The organism is Blastococcus aurantiacus (genome assembly GCF_900102425.1).
In the GTDB taxonomy this organism is placed as follows: Bacteria; Actinomycetota; Actinomycetes; order Mycobacteriales; family Geodermatophilaceae; genus Blastococcus; species Blastococcus aurantiacus.
Map to the genome: position 1 here is coordinate 147,925 of NZ_FNBT01000008.1, position 19,765 is coordinate 167,689.

Consider the following 19,765-nt stretch of genomic DNA (forward strand, 5'->3'; position numbering starts at 1 on the left):
CCCTTCATCGGAACATCACGTTCTTCCCCCGCAGGACCGGCGCCAGGGTGGCAGCACCCAGGTCGGACACGTCACCGGGCTCGTCGCCCGTCTGGAACGCGAGGATGCTGCGCACGAAGTCGAGCTCGGCCGAGGATCCGGCGAGCACGTCCGGCAAGGACTCCCCCGCCCGCGCGCCACCGGGCACGTTGTTCGGGTTGCCGCCGTCGTCGGCGCCGCCGGCGTAGCAGGCGGGCTCCTCGCGCAGTTCGCTCTCCGGCGAATCGATGCCGTCGAGGGGCGGGTAGGGGCAGTAGTACTCCCCCGCCTGGGCCTGCGCGATCTCTCCCTCGATGTCGTCCAGGCCGCGGCAGTCCGGCGCCGCCGTGTCGGCGTAGATCGGCTGGTCGCCCGGGACGTAGGGGTTCCGCGGCGGCAGGGTGAAGACGATGTTCAGGTTCAGCGCCGGGTCGCCGTCGGTGCCGAAGGTCTCGCCGATGCGGGGCACGGAGGAGGCCAGCCCGTCGAGCAGACAGGGGTAGACCGGCGAGTACTCGGCGAAGAGCCCGAGCACCGGCCGCGACGTCTCCGCCAGCGAGATGAGGTTGCGCTCGTTGCGCTCGAGGAAGCCGGCGGCCACGTTGGAGGAGCTGGTGCCCACGCTGAACGTGCGGCGCAGCTGCTCCTCCTGGTCGACCACGGTGGTGTTGGTGACGGCAAGGTTGTCCAGCACGGCCAGCAGGTCGTCGGCGGCGCCCTCGTAGGTCTCGGCGAAGTCGGCCACGCCGGAGATGTCCGCCTGCAGTTCGGGCAGCACGGTGTTGAGCTCCCCGATGTACTCGCCGGTCGCGGCCAGGTTCGCGCCCAGCTCGTCACCGCGGCCGCGGACGGCGTCCGCGACGGCACCCAGGGTGAAGGCGAGGTCCTCGGGCTGCACCGCCTGGAGCAGCGGCAGCGTGTCGTCGATCACCCGCTGCAGCTCGATGGCGTTGCTCGTCCGGTCCTGGCCGATGACGTCGCCGTCGGCCAGCCGTTCCGCGCTCGGGTTCTCCGGCAGCTCGAGGGACACGAAACGCTCGCCGAAGAGGGTCTTGGGCAGCAGCCGCGCGGTCACGTCGGCGGGGATCTGCTCGAGGTGCTCCGGATCGATCGCGAGCTCGATCACGGCGCCGTCCGCACTGGCCTCCACGTCGCGCACCTCGCCGACGATGACGCCGCGCACCTTCACGTCGGAGGCCGCCTGGAGCTGGTTGCCGGCCGTGTCCGCCTCCAGCGTCACCCGGACGACGTCGGCGAACGCCTTGTTGTACTGCGCGACGGCCAGGCCGAGCAGCAGCACGAGGACGGCGAGGAACGCCACACCCTGCAGGCGGGTGCGGATCACCTTGCTCCTGCTCATCGGTCGGTCACCCCGCGATCCGGACGGTCGTGGTCGAGCCCCAGATGGCCAGCGACAGGAAGAGGTCGATGACGTTGATCGCCACGATGGAGAAGCGCACCGCCCGGCCGACCGCCATGCCGACGCCCGACGGACCCCCGCTGGCCCGGTAGCCGTAGTAGCAGTGGGTCAGGATGACCACCACGGCGAAGACCAGCACCTTGAGGAAGGACCACAGCACGTCCTCCGGGGGGAGGAACAGGTTGAAGTAGTGGTCGTACGTTCCCGCCGACTGCCCGTACGCCTGAGTGACGATGGTGCGGGTGGCGAAGTAGCTGGTCAGCAGACCCAGCACGTAGAGCGGGATGACGGCGATGAACCCGGCGATGATGCGGGTGGTCACGAGGAACGGCAGCGAGGGCACGCCCATGACCTCGAGGGCGTCGATCTCCTCGTTGATCCGCATGGCGCCGATCTGCGCGGTGAACCCGCAGCCGACCGTCGCCGAGAGCGCCACGCCGGCGACCAGCGGGGCGATCTCGCGGGTGTTGAAGTAGGCCGACAGGAAGCCGGTGAACGCGGAGGTGCCCAGCTGGTCGAGGGCGGCGTAGCCCTGCAGGCCGACGGCGGAGCCCGTGAAGAAGGACAGGGCGGCGATGACGCCGACCGTTCCTCCGATGACCGCCAGTGCGCCGGTCCCGAAGGTCACCTCGGCCAGCAGCCGCATGACCTCCTTCTTGTAGCGCCGCAGCGTGCGGGGGGTCCACGCCAGGGCGCGGCCGTAGAAGCCGAGCTGGTCGCCGAGGTTCTCGAGCGTGTCCAGCGGCTGCCTGCCCACGCGCTTGAGCCGTCGCAGGCCGACCTTGACCCGGTCCACCGGGGAGAAGAGCGCCATCACGACCCCTTCGGCGGGACGAGCTGGAAGTAGATCGCCGTCATCACGAGGTTCACGGCGAACAGCAGGATGAAGGTGATGACGACGGACTGGTTCACCGCGTCGCCGACGCCCTTCGGGCCACCGCCTGCGTTGAGCCCCTTGTACGACGCGACGATGCCGGCGATGAGCCCGAACACCAGGGCCTTCGTCTCCGACGCCCAGAAGTCCTCGATCTGGGCCAGCGCACTGAAGGACGAGAGGTAGGCGCCCGGTGTCCCGCCCTGCAGCACCACGTTGAAGAAGTAGCCGCCGGCGACGCCCACGACGCTCACCAGCCCGTTGAGCAGGACCGCCACCAGCATGGCGGCCAGCACCCGCGGGACGACGAGGCGCTGGATCGGGCTGATGCCCAGCACCTCCATCGCGTCGATCTCGTCACGGATCTTGCGGGCCCCCAGGTCGGCGCAGATGGCCGAGCCACCCGCCCCGGCGATGAGCAGGGCGGTGACGATGGGGCTGGCCTCGCGCAGCACGGCGAGGACCGATGCCGACCCGGTGAACGACTGGGCACCGAGCTGTCGGGTGAGCGATCCCAGCTGCAGGGCGATCACCGCGCCGAACGGGATCGCGACCAGCGCGGTGGGGATGATCGTCACGCTCGCGACGAACCAGGCCTGCTGGATGAACTCGCGCAGCTGGAACGGTCGCTTGGGCAGTGCCTTGAGGACGTCGAGCGCGAAGGCGAACAGGTTGCCGCTCGCGGCCAACGGTCGGGTGGGCGAGAAGCGCCCGTCCAGGAGACCCGGCGCCTTCGGCTCTTCGCTGGTGCTCACGAGCTGCCGCCCGACCGAGGCAGGACGGTCGTGGCCGACGCACCCGCCTCCGGCGCCCAGTGCCGCCCACCTTGGCCGGCCGTGGGCGCGAAGACGCCCGCGTCCGCCTGCGCCAACAGCTCCCCGGGGAGCGACTGACGGATGGCGGCCTGCGTGGTCTCGTCGAACTCGTGCAGCATGCGCGCGACGCGCTCCTGCCGGCGCCGCTCGGCCTGGCGCTCGGGCAGCCCCTCGGACGGGGTCAGCTGCGGCGGGACGGCCTCACCGCCGCTGGCACCCTTCGGGCCGACGCCGTTGTGCGAGTCGCCGCCGCGGGCCTCCAGGGCGGCCATCTCGGCCTCGACCTGGGCGACGTCCTTCTCCTCGCTCATCCCGATGGGCCCCTCGCGGCGGCCGTTGAGGAACTGTCGGACCACCGGCTCCTGCGAGGTGAGCAGCTGCTCGCGGGGGCCGAACATCACCAGGTTCTTGCGGAAGAGGAGACCGAGGTTGTCGGGAACCGTCCGCGCCGTGCCGATGTCGTGGGTGACGATCAGGAAGGTGGCGTCGATCTGTGCGTTCAGGTCGACGATCAGCTGGTTGAGGTAGGCCACGCGCACCGGGTCGAGACCGGAGTCCGGCTCGTCGAACAGGATGATCTCCGGGTCGAGCACCAGGGCGCGAGCGAGCCCGGCGCGCTTGCGCATGCCGCCGGAGATCTCGCCGGGGAGCTTCCCCTCGGCGCCCTGCAGGCCGACCATGTCCATCTTCTCGAGGACGATGGACTTGACCTCGGACTCGCTCTTCTTCGTGTGCTCGCGCAGGGGGAAGGCGATGTTGTCGAACAGGTTCATCGACCCGAACAGGGCGCCGTCCTGGAACAGCACGCCGAAGAGCTTCCGGATCTCGTAGAGCTTGTGCTCGCTGGTCCGGACGATGTCGGTGTCCTTGATGACGATCGAGCCCCGCTCGGGCTTCAGCAGGCCCACCAGCGACTTCAGGAACACCGACTTGCCCGTGCCCGAGGGACCGAGCAGGACGGAGATCTCCCCGGGCGGCAGGGTCAGGGTGACGTCGCTCCAGATGTTCTGGCTGCCGAACGACTTCGACAGACCCTCGACCTCGACTGCGACGCCCACGATCCCCGCCTCCCGCTCCGGTACTGCTACCGGGTCCCCGTCCCGCCGCAACGACGAGCCCCGGCAGTGTGCTGGAGCACAGCCCGTTCCGCATCCGGAGGTGCTGTGCGCGCACTGCCTACTCGTCGGTAACGAACACGCAGCCATCAGGTTACGTGTGTCACGCCTTTCACGTGACCCGCATCTCCATGCATCCGTCCGGCGGTGCTCCACGTTCCCCCGCCCAGGGGACACGACAGGGGCCGCCCTCCCGGAGGAGGACGGCCCCTGCTGCCGTGCTGGTGGTGCTGTCCCCGGCTCAGGCCGGGGAGGGGGTCACTTGACGGTGACCGTGGCGCCGGCGCCCTCGAGGGCGGCCTTGGCCTTCTCCGCGGCGTCCTTGGCGACCTTCTCCAGGACCGGCTTCGGCGCGTTGTCGACCAGGTCCTTGGCCTCCTTGAGGCCGAGGGACGTCAGGCCGCGCACCTCCTTGATGACCTGGATCTTCTTGTCGCCGGCAGCCTCGAGGATGACGTCGAACTCGTCCTGCTCGGCAGCGGCCTCGGGGGCAGCGCCGCCACCGGCGGGGCCGGCGGCCGCGACGGCCACGGGGGCAGCAGCGGTGACGTCGAACGTCTCCTCGAACTGCTTCACGAAGTCGGACAGCTCGAGGAGGGTCATCTCCTTGAAAGCGTCGAGCAGGTCCGCGCTGGAAATCTTGGCCATGTCTGTCTCCTTCTCAGGTCACTCGCCGGCCGCGTCGGCGGCGGCAGCGTCGGTCTCGGGGGTGGTGTCAGCAGCAGGTGCGTCGTCAGCGGCAGGAGCCTCGGCAGCCGGTGCGTCGGCGGCCTTCTTCTCCTGCAGCGCGGCGGCGAGGCGGGCGACCTGCGACAGCGGGGCCTGGAACAGCCCGGCAGCCTTGGTCAGGTTGCCCTTCATCGCGCCGGCCAGCTTGGCCAGCAGGACCTCACGGGGCTCGACGTCGGCGAGGCGGGTGACCTCGGAGGCGTCGACCGTGCGGCCGTCGACCACGCCGCCCTTGACGACGAGCAGCGGGTTGGCCCTCGCGAAGTCGCGGAGAGCCTTGGCGCCCTCGACCGGGTCACCTTCGAGGAAGGCGATCGCGGTCGGGCCGTTGAGCAGCGGGCTCAGGTCGGAGAAACCGACCGAGTCCGCCGCCCGCTTCGTCAGGGTGTTCTTGACGACGGCGTACGTGCTGCCCGCACCGAGGGAACGACGCAGCTCGGTCAGCTGCGCCACGGTCAGCCCGCGGTACTCGGTGAGCACCGCCGCACTCGAGTTCTGGAACCGCTCGGTGATCTCGTCGATCACCGCGGCCTTCGCCTGCGTGGGCATGGGCCTCCTCTCGTCTGTCGGGCGACCCCTGGCCATCGCGCGAGCGCGGGCGATCGGGTGCCCCGGAGACGGGGAACGCCCCGGCGCAGGGCGCACGGGGCGAGGGGCGGGATGCGTGCTGTGCGCGCAACGCCGCCGATCGAACCGTCCTCCTGCGCGGGTCGCCCGGAACTCCGGGACCTTCGATCGCACGCGGACGTGCGACGACCAACGGTCTTGGGGGGAACAGGAGCAAGCGTACGCGACGCGTGCCCCGCGACGCACGGAGGCCCCGCAGCGACGTGCGCTGCGGGGCCTCCGTGGGCTCGTCCCGGGCCCGCCCTGAGCTTGCGAAGGGTGGGGAGACGAGGTCCTTCTCTTACTGCGACGGCTCGTCCACCAGCAGGTTGCGGGTGCGGTTCGGGTCGACCGGGATGCCGGGGCCCATGGTCGTGGAGATGGTGACCTTCTTGACGTAGCGGCCCTTGGCCGACGACGGCTTGGCGCGGAGCACCTCGTCGAGAGCGGCCGCGTAGTTCTCGACCAGCTTGTCCTGGTCGAAGGAGGCCTTGCCGATCACCAGGTGCAGGTTGGCCTGCTTGTCGACGCGGAAGTTGATCTTTCCGCCCTTGATGTCGTTGACCGCCTTGGTGACGTCCGGGGTCACGGTGCCGGTCTTCGGGTTCGGCATCAGGCCACGGGGGCCGAGGATGCGGGCGATCCGGCCGACCTTGGCCATCTGGTCCGGCGTCGCGATCGCGGCGTCGAAGTCGAGGAAGCCGCCCTGGATCCGCTCGATCAGGTCGTCCGAGCCGACGACGTCGGCGCCGGCGGCCTCGGCCTCGGCGGCCTTGTCACCGGTCGCGAAGACGATGACGCGGGCGGTCTTGCCGGTGCCGTGGGGCAGGTTGACCGTGCCGCGGACCATCTGGTCGGCCTTGCGCGGGTCGACGCCCAGGCGCATGGCGACCTCGACGGTGGCGTCGTAGGACGTCGTGGACGTCTCCTTCGCCAGGGCGGCGGCCTGGAGCGGGGAGTAGAGGTTGTCCCGGTCGACCTTCTCGGCCGCGGACCGGAACTTCTTGCCGTGCTTCGCCATGGTGGATCCTCTCGCCCGGGCTGTGCCGGGGATCGTGTGGTTCGCGGGCCAGGCGTGGCCCTCCCACTGGTGCAAGGGTGGTGCGAGGGTGGGACCCGTCAGCCGGTGACGGTGATCCCCATCGACCGGGCGGTGCCGGCGATGATCTTCTCGGCCTGGTCCAGGTCGTTGGCGTTGAGGTCGACCATCTTGGTGGTGGCGATCTCGCGGACCTGGTCACGGGTGACCGTGGCGACCTTGGTCTTGTGCGGCTCGCCCGAGCCCTTCTCGACACCGGCGGCCTTGAGCAGCATGCGCGCGGCCGGCGGGGTCTTGGTGACGAAGGTGAACGAGCGGTCCTCGAAGACCGAGATCTCGACCGGGACCACGTCGCCGCGCTGGGACTCCGTGGCGGCGTTGTAGGCCTTGCAGAACTCCATGATGTTGACGCCGTGCTGGCCGAGCGCCGGACCCACGGGCGGCGCGGGGGTGGCCGCGCCGGCCTTGATCTGGAGCTTGATGACCGCGGTCAACCGCTTCCTGGGGGGCATGACTTCCTTCTATCGGTGGTGGATCAGCTGACGCCGCGGGGGCGTCAGATCTTGCTGACCTGGTTGAACGACAGCTCGACGGGCGTCTCGCGGCCGAAGATGGAGACCAGCACCTGCAGCTTCTGCTGCTCGGCGTTGATCTCGTTGATCGTGGCGGGAAGGGTCGCGAACGGCCCGTCCATGACGGTGACGGACTCGCCGACCTCGAAGTCGACGAGCGCGGCGGGCGCGGCCGCGGCCGGGGTGGCCTCGCCACCGGCGGCGCGGGCGGCCTGCGGGGCGGTGGCCGGGACGAGGATCTTGACGACCTCGTCGAGGGTCAGCGGCGAGGGCTTGGACGTGGCGCCGACGAACCCGGTGACCCCGGGGGTGTTGCGCACGGCGCCCCACGACTCGTCGTTGAGCTCCATCCGCACGAGCAGGTACCCCGGCAGGACCTTGCGGTTGACCTGGGCGCGCTTGCCGTTCTTGATCTCGGTGACCTCCTCGGTGGGCACCTCGATCTGGTAGATGTAGTCCTCCACGTCGAGGGACTGGATGCGCGCCTCGAGGTTGGTCTTCACCTTGTTCTCGTAGCCCGCGTAGCTGTGCACGACGTACCAGTCGCCGGGAGCGATCCGCAGCGCCTTCTTCATCGCCTCGGCCGGGTCCTCGTCCTCCTCGACGGCCGGCAGCTCCGATGAGGTGTCCGGCTCGGCGAGCGGGTCGCTGGCCATGGTGTCGGGGTCGCCCGTCTCGATCTCGGGCGTCGCGTCGGCCACCTCGTCGCCCGGGGCCAGCTCGGCGTCGTCGTCGATCGCCAGGTCGGCGGTGTCGCTGGAGCCCTCGGCGGAGCCGGTCTCACCGACGCCGGTCTCGACGTCGGCGGTGCCGCGCTGCTCGAAGCGGGCGTCGTCCAGGTCGATGCCTTCGACCGCGCTGTCGGTCTCGAAGGGCTCACGGGGGTCGGTCACAGATATCTCTTCCTTGTCGGATGGCGTGCGGGCGCGGGCGGAGGTCAGCCGAAGACGGCGATCACGCCCCGGGAGAAGAGCAGGTCCATCCCGGCGACCAGCGCGACCATGAAGGCCACGAAGACGATGACCACGGTCGTGTAGGTGATCAGCTCGCGCCGGCCCGGCCAGATGACCTTGCGCAGCTCGGCGACGACCTCGCGGAGGAACCGGCCGATGGAGCGCTTGCGGCGGATCTCGTCGGCGCGGGCACGCTCGGCTGCCGCACGAGACCGCGTGCCTGCACCCTCGCGCCCGGCGGGCCGGGAGGCGGAGCGCGCCGCACGACGGCTGCCGGCCTCGGCCGGCTCGTCGTCCTCGTCGTCTCCGGCGGTGATCCGCCCGCCCCGGCGACGGGCCGGGGTCGCGACGACCTTGTCCTCCTCGGCCGAGGCCTCGGCAGCCACCGCGTCCTCGGCCGCCTCGAGCTCCGCGGCGTCGTCGACCCCAGGGGCCTCGCGGTCGAGCTGCTCGTCGGTGAGCTCGGCGTCGCGAGGGTCGTCCTCGCGTCCCGGCTTCTCGTCGCTCACTGCGCCTCGCTCGCCTCGTGGTGGCGGTCGCTCGGGTGAGCGACCGGATGGTCGGTCGGTACCTGCCGTGCGGTGGCAGGGGTGACAGGACTTGAACCTGCAGCCTGCGGTTTTGGAGACCGCTGCTCTGCCAATTGAGCTACACCCCTAGTCCCCTGGGCGGGGCCCGGGACCACCTGCCTCACCACGGCAGCGCGGGGCCTCGCAGAGGTTCCGAGGCACGCCGGTGGCGGGGTCAGCTGCCCCAGGACGGCCAGTGTACGGGACCGCGGCCCGGCACAGCCAACGTCCCACCTCCGGTGCACGGGACTGGGTGCGGGCGCGCCGTCTTTGACACGATGGGCCCATGACCGCCGTGTCGCCGGACTCCTCCGCCTCCTCCTCCGAGCTGCCGCCCGCCCAGCGGCGCATCTCCCGTCGCATCGCCGGCATCGCCGAGTCGGCGACCCTCGCTGTCGACGCGAAGGCCAAGGCGCTCCAGGCCGCGGGGAAGCCGGTCATCGGCTTCGGGGCCGGGGAACCGGACTTCCCGACGCCGGACTACATCGTCGAGGCGGCGGTCGAGGCCGCCCGGAAGCCGGCGATGCACCGCTACACACCGGCCGGCGGACTGCCCGCGCTCAAGGAGGCGATCGCCGCCAAGACCGCGCGCGACTCGGGCCTCCAGATCACCCCCGCCCAGGTGCTGGTGACCAACGGCGGCAAGCAGGCCGTGTACGAGGCACTGGCCACCATGCTCGACCCGGGTGACGAGGTCCTGCTGCCCGCGCCGTACTGGACCACCTACCCCGAGGCGATCCGGCTGGCCGGCGGCGTCCCGGTGCCCGTCGTGGCCGACGAGCAGAGCGGGTACCTGGTGTCGGCCGCCCAGCTCGAGGCCGCCCGCACCCCCCGCACCAAGGTGCTGCTGTTCTGCTCCCCGTCCAACCCCACCGGGGCGGTCTACCCCGCCGAGCAGGTCGAGGAGATCGGCCGCTGGGCGCTCGACGCCGGGCTCTGGGTGCTCACCGACGAGATCTACGAGCACCTGACCTACGGCGGGGCCACGGCCCCCTCGATGCCGGTCCTCGTCCCCGAGCTGGCCGACCGCTGCGTCGTCGTCAACGGCGTGGCCAAGACCTACGCGATGACCGGATGGCGGGTGGGCTGGATCGTCGGGCCGGCCGACGTGGTCAAGGCCGCGACGAACCTGCAGTCGCACGCCACCTCGAACGTGGCCAACGTGTCGCAGGCCGCGGCCATCGCCGCGCTCACCGGCGACCTGTCGGCCGTGGCGACCATGCGCGAGGCCTTCGACCGGCGCCGGCAGACGATCGTGTCGATGCTCCGGGAGATCCCGGGCGTCGCCTGCCCGGAGCCGCAGGGCGCGTTCTACGTCTACCCGTCGGTCAAGGGGCTGCTCGGGCGCTCCATCGGCGGCCGCACGGCCGCCTCCAGCGTCGAGCTCGCCGAGCTGATCCTCGAGCTGGCCGAGGTGGCCGTCGTGCCGGGCGAGGCCTTCGGCACGCCCGGCTACGTGCGGATGTCCTACGCCCTGGGCGACGACGACCTCGTCGAGGGCGTCAGCCGCATGCAGCGCCTGCTGACCAGCGCCGACTAACCGCCGAGGGCGCCGGCCTCCTCGAGCACCTCGAGTGCCTCCGGGAGGTCGGCGAGGGCATCGGCGACGTCGTCAGGTGTGGCGATGCTCCAGGCAGTGGTCTCGACGTAGCAGCGGATCGCGGCGTCGAAGGCCTCGGCGCCGGCCGCCTCGCGGGCCTCCATCAGGGCCGCGCCACCCTTGCCGTAGACGAAGGCGCCGTACTGCTGCTGGCTCCGGAACTCGTCCATGGCCCCGCCGACGTCGCCCTGCACGCCGCGGGCCGACTCGAGGTCCTCGGCCGACGAGGGGTTGACGACGGCCTCGGCCCACGTGGCGAACGCCTCGTCCAGCCAGGGGTCGCGGAACTGGGAGTTGCCGACCATCCCGTAGAACCACATGTGCGCGACCTCGTGCACCAGCACCGCGCGGCTGGGTGAGGCCTGCAGGATCGAGCTCGGGTACTCGATCCCGCCGCCGTAGTCGGGCAGCAGCGGCACGGTGAGCGTCCGGTACGGGAACGGGCCGAGGAACTCCTCGAGCTCGGCGATCGACTCCTCGGTGGCATCGAGCAGCTCCTCCGGCGTCGCCTCGGCCTCCGGCAGGACGCCCACGGTCACCCGGACGCCGTCGGGCGTCGTCCCCTCGGCCGTGGTGAACCGGCCGACGGCGACGCTGACGTCGCGGGCCACCGGCTCGGTGGAGGTCCACGTGCGCCGCCCCTCGGCGTCCGCGGGCGTCGGCTCGTCCTGCGCGCCCGTCATCAGCACGGTGAGGTCGGCGGGTGCGGAGACCCGGACGGTGGTGTCCGCGGCGGGGCTGGTGGTCGTCTCACCGGGGACCTCGACGAACGGGTCGCGCGCCCAGCCGGCGCCCGGCTCCCAGGCGAGCAGCGGGAAACCGCTGGCCCACCAGGAGACGCCCTCGTCGGCGCCGACGCGGTCGAACCCGGCGGAGCCGAGGGTGAGCGTGAAGTCCAGCTCCACCTCGGTGCTCTCCCCCGCCGCCAGCGGCTCGTCCAGCGCCACCACGTACGCGCCGCCGGGGTCGCCGGCTGCGAGCGGCTCGTACCCGGACCCGGCGACGTCGTCGCCCCGGACCGCGTCCACGACCAGCCGGGCGCCGGTCGAGGCGAGCTCGGGCGCGTTGGGCACGAGGCGGAACACCAGCTCCTCGATCTCGAGGTCGGGCGTGAAGACGACGGTTTCGGTACCGGTCACCGTGCGCAGGTCGTCGGCCAGCCGGAAGTCCAGCGCGATCTCCGGGCGGTCGGGATCGGGGTCCGCGCGATCGTCGCAGGCGGCGACCCCGGCGTCCGTGTCGTCGGGCGCCGGGGACGACGCCGGCGGGTCGTCGTCGGTCAGCGTGCCGGCGAAGGAGGTGCAGCCGCCGAGCAGCAGGCCGGCCGCACCGACGAGAGCGGCGGTCCGGCTCGGGTTGCTCACGGCAGACGGAGGACGGCGCGGGCCAGGGAGAGCACCTTCTCGCCGCCGCTGGTGACGGCGAGGTCCACGCGCACGCGGCCGTCGTCCAGCAGGGCGGCGACGGTGCCGCGGACGGTGACCTCGGCGCCGGCGTCGTCGTCGGGGACGGGCACCGGCCGGCCGAACCGGACCTGGAACTCCACCAGCGCGGCGGGGTCACCGGTCCAGTCGGTGACCGCGCGCCCGGCCAGCGCCATGGTGAACATCCCGTGCGCGATGACACCGGGCAGCCCGACCTCGGTGGCGACCCGCTCGTTCCAGTGGATTGGGTTGAAGTCGCCCGAGGCCCCGGCGTAGCGGACCAGGTCGGACCGCGTGATGCGGTACAGCTGCTCGGGCAGCGCGGTGCCGACGACGACGTCGGCCAGGCGCACGGGGCCGGTCATCCGCGCGCCACCAGCATCGACGTCGCCGTGCAGACCGCTTCGCCGTCCTCGGTGGTGAGGTCCACGCGGGCGGTGAGCAGGTCGTTGCCGGCGACTGTCCGGGCGGCGTCGATGGTCGTCGTCGCGACCAGCCGGTCCCCGGCCCGGATCGGGCGGTGGTGGGCGAAGCGCTGCTCGCCGTGGACGACGCGGGAGTAGTCGATCGCGACGTCGGGGTCATCGAGCACGACCATGGCCGCCTCGAGGGACACCGCGATGGCGAACGTCGGCGGCGCGATCACGTCCGGGTGGCCGGCGGCGCGGGCGGCGTCGGCGTCGCGGTAGAGCGGGGAGGGGTCGCCGATCGCGGTGGCGAACTCGGCGATCTTCGCCCGGCCGACCTCGTAGACGGCAGAGGGCGGGTAGCTGCGCCCGACCAGTTCCCGGTCCAGCGCCATGCTCCCGCCCTCTCGCTCAGCCGCAGACCGTCAGCGGGTCTCGCGGTGCAGCGTGTGCTTGCGCTCGCGCGGGCAGTACTTCATCAGCTCGAGCCGGTCGGGGTCGTTCCGCCGGTTCTTGCGGGTGATGTAGTTGCGGTTCTTGCACTCCTGGCAGGCCAGGGTGATCTTCGGGCGGACGTCGGTGGCTGCCATGGGGCGCTCCTAGCCTTGTGGGACAGGACCCGGGTCCGGGTCCTGCTGTCGTGCCGACCTGAGCCGACACGACGACGGACCCCGGGGTGCGGGGTCCGTCGGGAGTAGCGGTGACCGGACTTGAACCGGTGACACAGCGATTATGAGCCGCTTGCTCTACCAGGCTGAGCTACACCGCCGGGACGACCTGCGGCCCGGTCTCGCGACTGGACCGGTAGGTCAGCTTACTAGTTCCAGAGCCCCTTTACGGAATCGAACCGTAGACCTTCTCCTTACCATGGAGACGCTCTGCCGACTGAGCTAAAGGGGCCTGCTCGAAGAGCCGTGAAGAACTCTACCTGACCCCCTGCGGCCCCTCCGCAGGGGCCCACCGCGAGTCGCGCGACCGCGTCAGCCGCGCACGAAGAGCCGCCGGTGGGCCGCGCCCGGGGACGCCGTGCGCACGCCGGTGCGGGCCAGCAGCCAGTTCTCCAGCCGGTCGTCGGGCAGCGGCCGGCTGACCAGGAAGCCCTGCAGCTTGTCGCAGCCCATCTCGGCCAGCAGGTTGCGGGTCATCTCGTCCTCGACGCCCTCGGCCACCACGCGCAGGCCCAGGTTGTGCGCCAGCTCGATGATCGAGCGGGCGATGAAGGACTCGCCCTGGCTGGTGGACATGCCCAGGACGAAGGACTTGTCGATCTTGACCTCGTCGATGGGCAGCTGGCGCAGCTGGGACAGCGACGAGTAGCCGGTGCCGAAGTCGTCCATCGACAGCCGCAGGCCCAGGTCGTGCAGGTCGGCGAGCACGGTGCTGTCGCGGACGGAGTCGTCGACCACGCTGCCCTCGGTGAGCTCCAGGGTGAGCAGCTCGCCGGGCACGCCGTGCCGCTGCAGCGCGCTGCGCACGCGGGAGAGTAGGTCGGGCTCGGTGAGGCAGTGCACGGAGAGGTTGACCGCGACCGAGAGCGCGATGTCCTGGTCCAGCCAGCGGCGGCACCGGGCCAGCGCGAGGTCGAGCACGTGGTCGGTGACGGCGCCGATGCGGCCGATCTGCTCGGCCAGGTGGATGAAGTCGTCCGGCGGGATCGACCCGTACCGCGGGTGAGCCCAGCGCACGAGCGTCTCGACGGAGACGATGTCGGAGGTCTGGGCGTCGATGATCGGCTGGAAGACCACGCTGATCTGACCGTCCGCCATGGCCTGCTCGATCTCGGTGCCCAGCTGGAGCCGGCGGAGGCTCTGCTGATCCAGGACGGGGTGGTAGCTGGCCACCCCGCCGGAGTCGGCCGCCGCGAGCAGGGCGACGTCGGCCCGCTGCATCAGCATCCCCGAGTCGGTGCCGTGCACCGGCGCCGCGGCGACGCCGATCGTGAGCGTGACCTCCAGGTCCAGGCCGGCCACTCGGACGCGGGTGGCGGCCGCCTCGCGGAGGCGGCGCGCGGCGCGCTCTGTGGCGGCCAGGGACAGCCCGGGGAGCAGCACGGCGAACCGCTCGCTCTCCATCCGGGCCAGCAGCGCCTGCGGCGGGGCGTGCTCGCGCAGCAGACCGGCGGTCACGAGGAGCAGCTCGTCGCTGGCGGCGTGGCCGAGCGTGTCGGTGACCTCGGTGTAGTTGCCCACCGCCGCGAAGATGAGCCCCGCGCGACCGGCGGCCGGGTCGGCCGAACCGACCGGTTCGACCGCGAGCAGGGCATCGATCTCGACGGCCAGCCGCTGGCGGTTGGGCAGCCCGGTGAGCCGGTCGTGGTCGGCGTCGTAGCGGATCTGGGTGAGCAGCTGCTGGTGCCTGATGGCGGCATTGACGTGGGTGAGCATCGAGGCGAATGCGCCGCGGTCGGCCTCGGCGAACGAGACGACGTCGCTGCGCCGGTCGCAGACCTCCAGGTAGCCGGCCTCACCGGCCGCCGTCGCCAGCGGGGCGGCGAGCAGTTCGCTGACGCCGCGCCGGGCAAGGCCGGCAACCTCCCGCTCGTCGGCTCGGCCCGCCGACACCAGGATCGGCCCGTCGGCGACCGCGGCGGCGCGACGGAAGATGTCGTCGGGGTCCCCCGGTCCGTCGTACCAGGCCCGGCCGTCCTCGGCGGCCACCACCAGGCGGGGCGGCTCGTCGAGGTAGGGAGGGAGCCACATCGCCACCCGCTCGGCGTTCAGCAGCTCGCGCAGCGACTCGACGATCTGCATCGTGCCCGCGTCGTCGGCGGCCACCTGCTCCACCCGCCGGGCGAAGCCGTAGACGCGCTCGAGCGACTGGCCCTCCCGGGTCACCGCCGCGAACCGCCGGTACACCAGCACCAACGCCACGGTGAGCGGCGTGATCAGCAGCCAGGACCAGACGGTGGCGTGGACCAGCAGCAGGATGGACAGGCCGACCAGCACCGCGACGGGTCCGATCACCGCGACGGGCAGGAACAGGCTCGCCCACAGCTCCCGGCCGGGGTACCCCTGGCTGAGCGTGATGGCGAGGGCGATGAGGCTGGCACCCACCATGCTCGCGATCAGGACGGCCACCAGGTAGGAGATCCAGGTCTCCGGCGAGCCGATGTCGCCGACCGGGAGCCAGCGGAGCAGCGCCACGGCGACCGCGACCTCGACGACCGCGGCGGCCATGTTGAAGACGATCTTCGGGTGCGAGAACCCCTTGGCCAGGAGCACCGCCCCCACGGCAGCCGCCCGTGCCGCGGCGGCCCAGAACCCACCCACCTCCACGAGCGCGATGACGAAGGCGAGTTCGCTGGCCGAGCAGGAGAAGCTCTGCCGCCGGAATTCGAACTCCAGGCTGAAGGACTCGCCGGCGACGAAGGCCAGTACGGCGACCAGCAGGATCGGCACGCTCACCGTGAACGGTCCGCCGGAGAGCAGCAGGACCGCGACCGGCACGGCTAGCAGGAGCCCGAGGGCGGCGATGGCCCAGGGACTGCTCAGCGGGCGCTCGCGCCGCGCGGGTCGGACGTCGTGCTCGGCCACTCGTACCTGCATTCACGGGGGAAGAAGAGCGGGCGAAGGCTAACAGCGGAGACCCCGCTCACCAGCCTCTTCCGCCCCCAAAGGGTCAGTGCCGTCCCGGAACGCGAAACAGCCGACCGGAAACCGGTCGGCTGTCTCGCGTGTGTCGTGGTCGGGGCCGGGGGCCCCGGGGGTGCTCAGCCCCAGCGGACGGCGGTGCGTCCCCAGCGGACGGCGCGTCCCCAGCGGACGGCGCGCTCTGCTGCTGCGTTCGAAACCTTGGCGTTCATGGTGCCTCCTAGGACATGACTGACTGCGGGTGTGCGGCAGGCACTCACGCGCGGGGGCAGAGCGTCGTTCGGTACGGACCGCACTGGGGACATTGCTGCCCGTCACCCTTACGAGGCAAGCATCGATGATCACGACGGAGTGACGATCTTGAGTGTCGTGACTCTGCGTGCAGCTCGATCTACGCAACGTCAGCCGAACGGGGGAACGTCAGCCCGTTTCGGCCTCCGCGAGCTCCCTCAGTTCCTCCATCACCCCGACGCCGGCCTCGACGACGTCCCGGAGCCGATCGCCACCCGGCATCACGTCCGTGGCCAGCCCCACCCAGTCCACCGGCGGTGACTCCGGCGCGATGGGCGCGCCCAGCAGTGCCGCGACGTGCTGGTACGCCGCAGCCGGGCCCGGGGCGTCGGAGGACATCGGGAAATGCAGCCCCTCGTCCTCGGAGCCGTCCCACGTCCCGTCCGCGTCGGCCACGACGGACAGCGCGGAGACGAGCCCGGCCAGCTCGTCCCCGCGACGGGGGATGAACGAGAGCACCTCCGCCAGCACCGTGGTGGTGCGGTCGCGTCGGACGGCCTCCTCCTGGGCAGCGAACTCGTGGAGGGCGTGGTCCAGGCGTTGCCCGTACTCGCGGACAGCGAGGTAGCCGGCCTGCACCGCCGGCGCCGCGGACGCCTGGTCCAGCGCCCGGTCGAGCACGTCGGCGGCGGCCGGGTCGGCACTCAGGTACCCGAGCCCCCGCAGCACCAGCCGGTCCTCCTCCCCCGCGCCCGCGGCGGTCCGCACCAACGGCTCGGCCACCACCTCCGGCCGGGCGGCGACGGCCTCGGCGAGGGCCGGGGCGATCGAGGCCGCCGTGACCCGGTCGACGGTCCAGCCGGCCGGGTCGCCGTCGTCCCCGAGCCCGATCGCCAGGGCGCGCAGCCCGGAGCGCATGACGACGTCGCCCGGCTCCACCGTGGCCCGTTCCACCGCCGCGGCGAACGCCGCTCCGCCGTCGTCCCACGGGCGCGCGAGCAGATGCGTCCAGGTCGGTTCCGCCCGGAGCAGCTCGGCGGCCTGTGGCCCCGCGTCCGCCCGGGCGAGACGGCCGAGGACCTCCTCCAACGGGTCGCCCGGGAGCGCCGGGGACGGCCCGAGACGGTCGAGGATCCGCTCCCCGCCGAGGGCGCGCTCCCGCGCGACGATCTGCCGTCCCCACTCCCGGACCGTGGCCGGCGGTGGCCCCGGGTGTCCGGAGCGCCGCGCGGCGGCGAGCACGGCACCCATGCCCAGTGCCACGTGGTCGGCGTCCAGCGTGCGGACGTCCTCGGGGTCGACGTGCCGCACGTCGCGCGCCCGTGCCACCCCGCCCGCCGCACCGGTCGGCACCGGGGCGCCCAGGACGGCCGCCAGGACGCCCGCCAGGGCACTGCCCGCCGACAGCGAGCCGTCCCCCAGCAGCCCCAGCACCTCCTGCACCCCCGCGGCGCCCAGCCCGGTGAGCACCGTCGCGGCGACCGCCCCGTTCCCCGCCCAGGGCAGCAGGTCGCGGGCCGCCTGCTCGCGGCCGCCGAGGTCGTCGGCGTCGAGGAAGTCGGCCACGAAGTCCGCGCCGCGCCGCTCGAGGGCGGACGCGTGCCAGCCGGGCAGCAGGTCCTCGAGGTGCCGGACGGCATGCGCCCCGTCGCCGCTCCCCGCGGCGGCACCGCACGCGGCCAGCACGGCCGCGGTCGCCGCTGCGTCGACCTCGACCTCGACCAGCATCGTGGCGCGCAGCCGCCCCCGGGCCGCCTCCGCGGCGACGAGCTCGTCGACGACCGCCGCGGCTCCCGGGCCGGGCAGGCCGGTGCCGGGATCCGCTCCGGCGCCCATGCGCCGCACGGCCACGTCGAAGTCCTCCGCCTGCGCCCGCTGCAGCTGTGCCAGTCGCTGCCGCACGTCGACGAGCACCTCCTCGTGGCGCCGCACCCGCGCCGCCGCGCGCACCAGCGCGCCGGCGGCCTCCCGTGCCAGACGGCCGACCCTCGCCAGCTGCGCATCGGCGGCGGCCGCGTCGTCGCCGGCCCATCCGCACGCCGCCGCGGGGGCGCCGTCCAGCTGCCCGGCGAGGTCGCCGAGGACGGCGGCGGCCGCGTCCAGCCGCGTCGTCAGGTCCGCCAGCGCAGCCGGGTCCCCCGGCGGTGGCTCGAGTCGCGCGGGGTCAGGCAGCGGCCAGCCCGTCGGTCCGGTCACCGGCCCGGCCCGTCGTGCGGAACGGGGAGCAGCAGACCGGCGTCGAGCCGCACCCACGCGTCGGCGATGCCGACGACGGTGGAGCCGAGCCAGCGGAGCTCACCCGCCAGTGCGGTGGCCAGCAACCGGTGGCGGTCCAGGAGCAGCTCGACCGGCGTCCGCAGCGGGCCGTCGACGTCCCCGTCGTCGACGAGGCGGCCGCGGACGTCGTCGACGGTCCCGGCCCGTCCGGTCAGCGACCGACCCAGCGCCCGGACCTGCTCGGCAGGCATCTCGATGCTCACGGGGCGCAGTGTCTCCGCGTCGGCACGCCCCGCGCGGCGTCGTCCACAGGACGATCGGCGCTCCGGGCCGCCACCCGATCGGGTGTCCACAGCGTCCACAGGCGTTGTCCACAGGTCGTGGACGAACCGGTCGGACACCTACGCTGCCCGCGTGCCGAACCCGGGGGACGACCGCGAGCGGGGCTCCACGCTGCCGTTCGTGCTGGTCTGCTGGCTGGTCGGCGCCCTCATGGTCTTCGGCGCCATCGCCGCCTCCGACGCCTTCCTGGAGCAGCAGGGGGTGCAGGCGGTGTGCGACGGCGCGGCGCTGGCCGCCGCCAACCGTGCCGACGAGGCCGCCGTCTACGCCGGCGGGGTCGGGACCGAGCTCCCGCTCACCCGGTCGTCGGCGCAGGAGGCCGTCGCCGACCAGCTGGCCTCCGGGGTGTCGGCGCTGGACGCGTGGACGGCCGAGACCGACGGCGCGGAGGTGACCGTCCGCTGCACGCGCTTCGTCGACATCGCCTTCGGCTGGCTCTTCCTCGGCGGGCAGCAGCTCGGGCGCACCGCCACCGCCAGCGCCCGGGCGCCGACCCTGGGCTGAACGACCACCCCGGGGACGGCGACGGCCCCCGACCTGGAAGGGTCGGGGGCCGTCGTACCGTGCGTGGCGGGTGAAGGATTCGAACCTTCGAAGGCTAAGCCGACGGATTTACAGTCCGCTCCCATTGGCCACTCGGGCAACCCGCCGTGCGGTGGTACCGGAGAAGAATACAAGACGGCGGATGCCGACCTCGGAGCCCCGAGCGGTGCCCGCCCGATGAGGGGAGAACCCATGGCCGACGCGTCCTTCGACGTGGTCAGCAAGGTCGACCGGCAAGAGGTCGACAACGCCCTGAACCAGACGGGCAAGGAGCTGTCCCAGCGCTTCGACTTCCGTGGCACCAACGCCACCATCGCCTGGGCGGGCGAGGAGGGGGTGACGCTCCAGGCCGACACCGAGGAGCGCGTCTCGGCCGCCCTGGAGGTGTTCAAGGAGAAGCTGATCAAGCGGAACATCTCGCTCAAGGTCCTCGACGCCGACGAGCCGCAGTCCTCGGGCAAGAGCTACAAGATCTCCGCCCGCATCAAGCAGGGCATCGAGTCCGACGTCGCCAAGAAGATCTCCAAGCTGATCCGCGACGAGGGCCCCAAGGGCGTGCAGGCCCAGATCCAGGGCGACCAGCTCCGGGTCAGCGGCAAGAAGCGCGACGACCTGCAGGCGGTGCAGCAGCTGCTGCGCGGTGCCGACCTCGACGTCGCGCTGCAGTTCGACAACTACCGCTGAGCCGCACGTCCCGGGAG

The 19,765-nt window shown here is 72.3% G+C and carries 20 protein-coding genes and 4 tRNA genes; 3 read left to right on the plus strand and 21 right to left on the minus strand.

Annotated elements, in window-relative coordinates; all coding sequences use genetic code 11:
• Positions 1-4: 4 nt before the first annotated feature.
• From BLS70_RS16455 to BLS70_RS16505, 11 genes are all read right to left on the minus strand, one after another.
• Positions 5-1,378 carry an MCE family protein gene (locus BLS70_RS16455; protein ID WP_091770187.1) on the minus strand — a complete coding sequence of 458 codons (1,374 nt, stop codon included), beginning with the start codon at positions 1,376-1,378 and terminating at the stop codon, positions 5-7.
• Between the two features lie 7 nt (positions 1,379-1,385).
• Positions 1,386-2,252: an MlaE family ABC transporter permease gene (locus BLS70_RS16460; RefSeq protein WP_255362525.1), complete on the minus strand. Its 867-nt coding sequence runs from the start codon at positions 2,250-2,252 to the stop codon at positions 1,386-1,388.
• A complete protein-coding gene (locus BLS70_RS16465; RefSeq protein ID WP_255362526.1) occupies positions 2,252-3,067 on the minus strand; it encodes an MlaE family ABC transporter permease in 816 nt (271 codons plus the stop codon). Before BLS70_RS16465 ends, BLS70_RS16460 begins: the two co-directional genes overlap by 1 nt.
• Positions 3,064-4,185: an ABC transporter ATP-binding protein gene (locus BLS70_RS16470; RefSeq protein ID WP_091770189.1), complete on the minus strand. Its 1,122-nt coding sequence runs from the start codon at positions 4,183-4,185 to the stop codon at positions 3,064-3,066. Before BLS70_RS16470 ends, BLS70_RS16465 begins: the two co-directional genes overlap by 4 nt.
• 315 nt (positions 4,186-4,500) lie before the next feature.
• Positions 4,501-4,890: a 50S ribosomal protein L7/L12 gene (gene rplL, locus BLS70_RS16475; protein WP_091770191.1), complete on the minus strand. Its 390-nt coding sequence runs from the start codon at positions 4,888-4,890 to the stop codon at positions 4,501-4,503.
• An 18-nt stretch (positions 4,891-4,908) separates the two neighbouring features.
• Positions 4,909-5,520, minus strand: a complete 612-nt coding sequence (rplJ, locus tag BLS70_RS16480; protein WP_091770193.1) for a 50S ribosomal protein L10 — start codon at positions 5,518-5,520, stop codon at positions 4,909-4,911.
• Positions 5,521-5,878: 358 nt separating this feature from the next.
• On the minus strand, positions 5,879-6,598 hold the full coding sequence (gene rplA, locus BLS70_RS16485; RefSeq protein ID WP_091770195.1) for a 50S ribosomal protein L1: 720 nt from the start codon (positions 6,596-6,598) through the stop codon (positions 5,879-5,881).
• Between the two features lie 98 nt (positions 6,599-6,696).
• A complete protein-coding gene (gene rplK / locus BLS70_RS16490) occupies positions 6,697-7,128 on the minus strand; it encodes a 50S ribosomal protein L11 (RefSeq protein ID WP_091770197.1) in 432 nt (143 codons plus the stop codon).
• Positions 7,129-7,172: 44 nt separating this feature from the next.
• Positions 7,173-8,081, minus strand: a complete 909-nt coding sequence (gene nusG, locus BLS70_RS16495) for a transcription termination/antitermination protein NusG (protein ID WP_091770199.1) — start codon at positions 8,079-8,081, stop codon at positions 7,173-7,175.
• Between the two features lie 44 nt (positions 8,082-8,125).
• Positions 8,126-8,650 carry a preprotein translocase subunit SecE gene (gene secE / locus BLS70_RS16500; RefSeq protein WP_091770201.1) on the minus strand — a complete coding sequence of 175 codons (525 nt, stop codon included), beginning with the start codon at positions 8,648-8,650 and terminating at the stop codon, positions 8,126-8,128.
• Positions 8,651-8,723: 73 nt separating this feature from the next.
• Positions 8,724-8,799: transfer RNA gene (locus tag BLS70_RS16505), tRNA-Trp, on the minus strand.
• A 197-nt stretch (positions 8,800-8,996) separates the two neighbouring features.
• On the opposite strand from BLS70_RS16505, the gene BLS70_RS16510 reads away from it, so the two are divergent.
• The gene (locus BLS70_RS16510; protein WP_091770203.1) at positions 8,997-10,250 is read left to right on the plus strand and encodes a pyridoxal phosphate-dependent aminotransferase; all 1,254 of its coding nucleotides are present in this window, start codon (positions 8,997-8,999) and stop codon (positions 10,248-10,250) included.
• Here the strand turns inward: BLS70_RS16510 and BLS70_RS16515 are convergent.
• The 9 genes from BLS70_RS16515 to BLS70_RS20885 form a co-directional block, all read right to left on the minus strand.
• Positions 10,247-11,674 (minus strand): M1 family aminopeptidase, encoded by a 1,428-nt coding sequence (locus tag BLS70_RS16515; protein WP_091770206.1) that lies wholly within the window; start codon positions 11,672-11,674, stop codon positions 10,247-10,249. The genes BLS70_RS16510 and BLS70_RS16515 overlap by 4 nt on opposite strands.
• Positions 11,671-12,099 carry a MaoC family dehydratase gene (locus BLS70_RS16520; RefSeq protein WP_091770208.1) on the minus strand — a complete coding sequence of 143 codons (429 nt, stop codon included), beginning with the start codon at positions 12,097-12,099 and terminating at the stop codon, positions 11,671-11,673. Before BLS70_RS16520 ends, BLS70_RS16515 begins: the two co-directional genes overlap by 4 nt.
• Positions 12,096-12,536, minus strand: coding sequence for an FAS1-like dehydratase domain-containing protein (locus BLS70_RS16525; RefSeq protein WP_091770210.1), 441 nt, complete (start codon positions 12,534-12,536; stop codon positions 12,096-12,098). Before BLS70_RS16525 ends, BLS70_RS16520 begins: the two co-directional genes overlap by 4 nt.
• Before the next feature lie 30 nt (positions 12,537-12,566).
• Positions 12,567-12,731, minus strand: coding sequence for a 50S ribosomal protein L33 (gene rpmG / locus BLS70_RS16530; RefSeq protein WP_091770212.1), 165 nt, complete (start codon positions 12,729-12,731; stop codon positions 12,567-12,569).
• A gap of 105 nt (positions 12,732-12,836) precedes the next feature.
• Positions 12,837-12,910, minus strand: a tRNA-Met gene (locus tag BLS70_RS16535).
• A gap of 58 nt (positions 12,911-12,968) precedes the next feature.
• Positions 12,969-13,041, minus strand: a tRNA-Thr gene (locus BLS70_RS16540).
• Between the two features lie 80 nt (positions 13,042-13,121).
• Positions 13,122-15,674 (minus strand): putative bifunctional diguanylate cyclase/phosphodiesterase, encoded by a 2,553-nt coding sequence (locus BLS70_RS16545; protein WP_255362527.1) that lies wholly within the window; start codon positions 15,672-15,674, stop codon positions 13,122-13,124.
• A 477-nt stretch (positions 15,675-16,151) separates the two neighbouring features.
• Positions 16,152-18,158 carry a hypothetical protein gene (locus BLS70_RS16550; RefSeq protein WP_091770216.1) on the minus strand — a complete coding sequence of 669 codons (2,007 nt, stop codon included), beginning with the start codon at positions 18,156-18,158 and terminating at the stop codon, positions 16,152-16,154.
• Positions 18,155-18,442 (minus strand): hypothetical protein, encoded by a 288-nt coding sequence (locus BLS70_RS20885; RefSeq protein ID WP_091770218.1) that lies wholly within the window; start codon positions 18,440-18,442, stop codon positions 18,155-18,157. The genes BLS70_RS16550 and BLS70_RS20885 overlap by 4 nt, the downstream gene beginning before the upstream one ends.
• 151 nt (positions 18,443-18,593) lie before the next feature.
• Here BLS70_RS20885 and BLS70_RS16560 point away from each other — a divergent pair, with 151 nt between their 5' ends.
• Complete coding sequence (locus BLS70_RS16560; protein ID WP_091770220.1) at positions 18,594-19,025, plus strand: pilus assembly protein TadG-related protein; 432 nt, start codon at positions 18,594-18,596, stop codon at positions 19,023-19,025.
• Positions 19,026-19,089: 64 nt separating this feature from the next.
• On the opposite strand, the gene BLS70_RS16565 is transcribed toward BLS70_RS16560, so the two are convergent.
• Positions 19,090-19,171, minus strand: a tRNA-Tyr gene (locus BLS70_RS16565).
• A gap of 85 nt (positions 19,172-19,256) precedes the next feature.
• Between BLS70_RS16565 and BLS70_RS16570 the strand changes: the two genes are divergently transcribed.
• Positions 19,257-19,748 carry a YajQ family cyclic di-GMP-binding protein gene (locus BLS70_RS16570; RefSeq protein ID WP_176946452.1) on the plus strand — a complete coding sequence of 164 codons (492 nt, stop codon included), beginning with the start codon at positions 19,257-19,259 and terminating at the stop codon, positions 19,746-19,748.
• The last annotated feature ends 17 nt before the right edge of the window (positions 19,749-19,765 follow it).

What these genes read in the sequence shown, in the direction of transcription:
- BLS70_RS16455 (WP_091770187.1), bottom strand. Translation starts at nt 1,378, where the DNA reads ATGAGCAGGAGCAAGGTGATCCGCACCCGCCTGCAGGGTGTGGCGTTC.
- BLS70_RS16460 (WP_255362525.1), bottom strand. Translation starts at nt 2,252, where the DNA reads ATGGCGCTCTTCTCCCCGGTGGACCGGGTCAAGGTCGGCCTGCGACGG.
- rplL (WP_091770191.1), bottom strand. Translation starts at nt 4,890, where the DNA reads ATGGCCAAGATTTCCAGCGCGGACCTGCTCGACGCTTTCAAGGAGATG.
- rplJ (WP_091770193.1), bottom strand. Translation starts at nt 5,520, where the DNA reads ATGCCCACGCAGGCGAAGGCCGCGGTGATCGACGAGATCACCGAGCGG.
- rplA (WP_091770195.1), bottom strand. Translation starts at nt 6,598, where the DNA reads ATGGCGAAGCACGGCAAGAAGTTCCGGTCCGCGGCCGAGAAGGTCGAC.
- rplK (WP_091770197.1), bottom strand. Translation starts at nt 7,128, where the DNA reads ATGCCCCCCAGGAAGCGGTTGACCGCGGTCATCAAGCTCCAGATCAAG.
- BLS70_RS16510 (WP_091770203.1), top strand. Translation starts at nt 8,997, where the DNA reads ATGACCGCCGTGTCGCCGGACTCCTCCGCCTCCTCCTCCGAGCTGCCG.
- BLS70_RS16520 (WP_091770208.1), bottom strand. Translation starts at nt 12,099, where the DNA reads ATGACCGGCCCCGTGCGCCTGGCCGACGTCGTCGTCGGCACCGCGCTG.
- BLS70_RS16525 (WP_091770210.1), bottom strand. Translation starts at nt 12,536, where the DNA reads ATGGCGCTGGACCGGGAACTGGTCGGGCGCAGCTACCCGCCCTCTGCC.
- rpmG (WP_091770212.1), bottom strand. Translation starts at nt 12,731, where the DNA reads ATGGCAGCCACCGACGTCCGCCCGAAGATCACCCTGGCCTGCCAGGAG.
- BLS70_RS16570 (WP_176946452.1), top strand. Translation starts at nt 19,257, where the DNA reads ATGGCCGACGCGTCCTTCGACGTGGTCAGCAAGGTCGACCGGCAAGAG.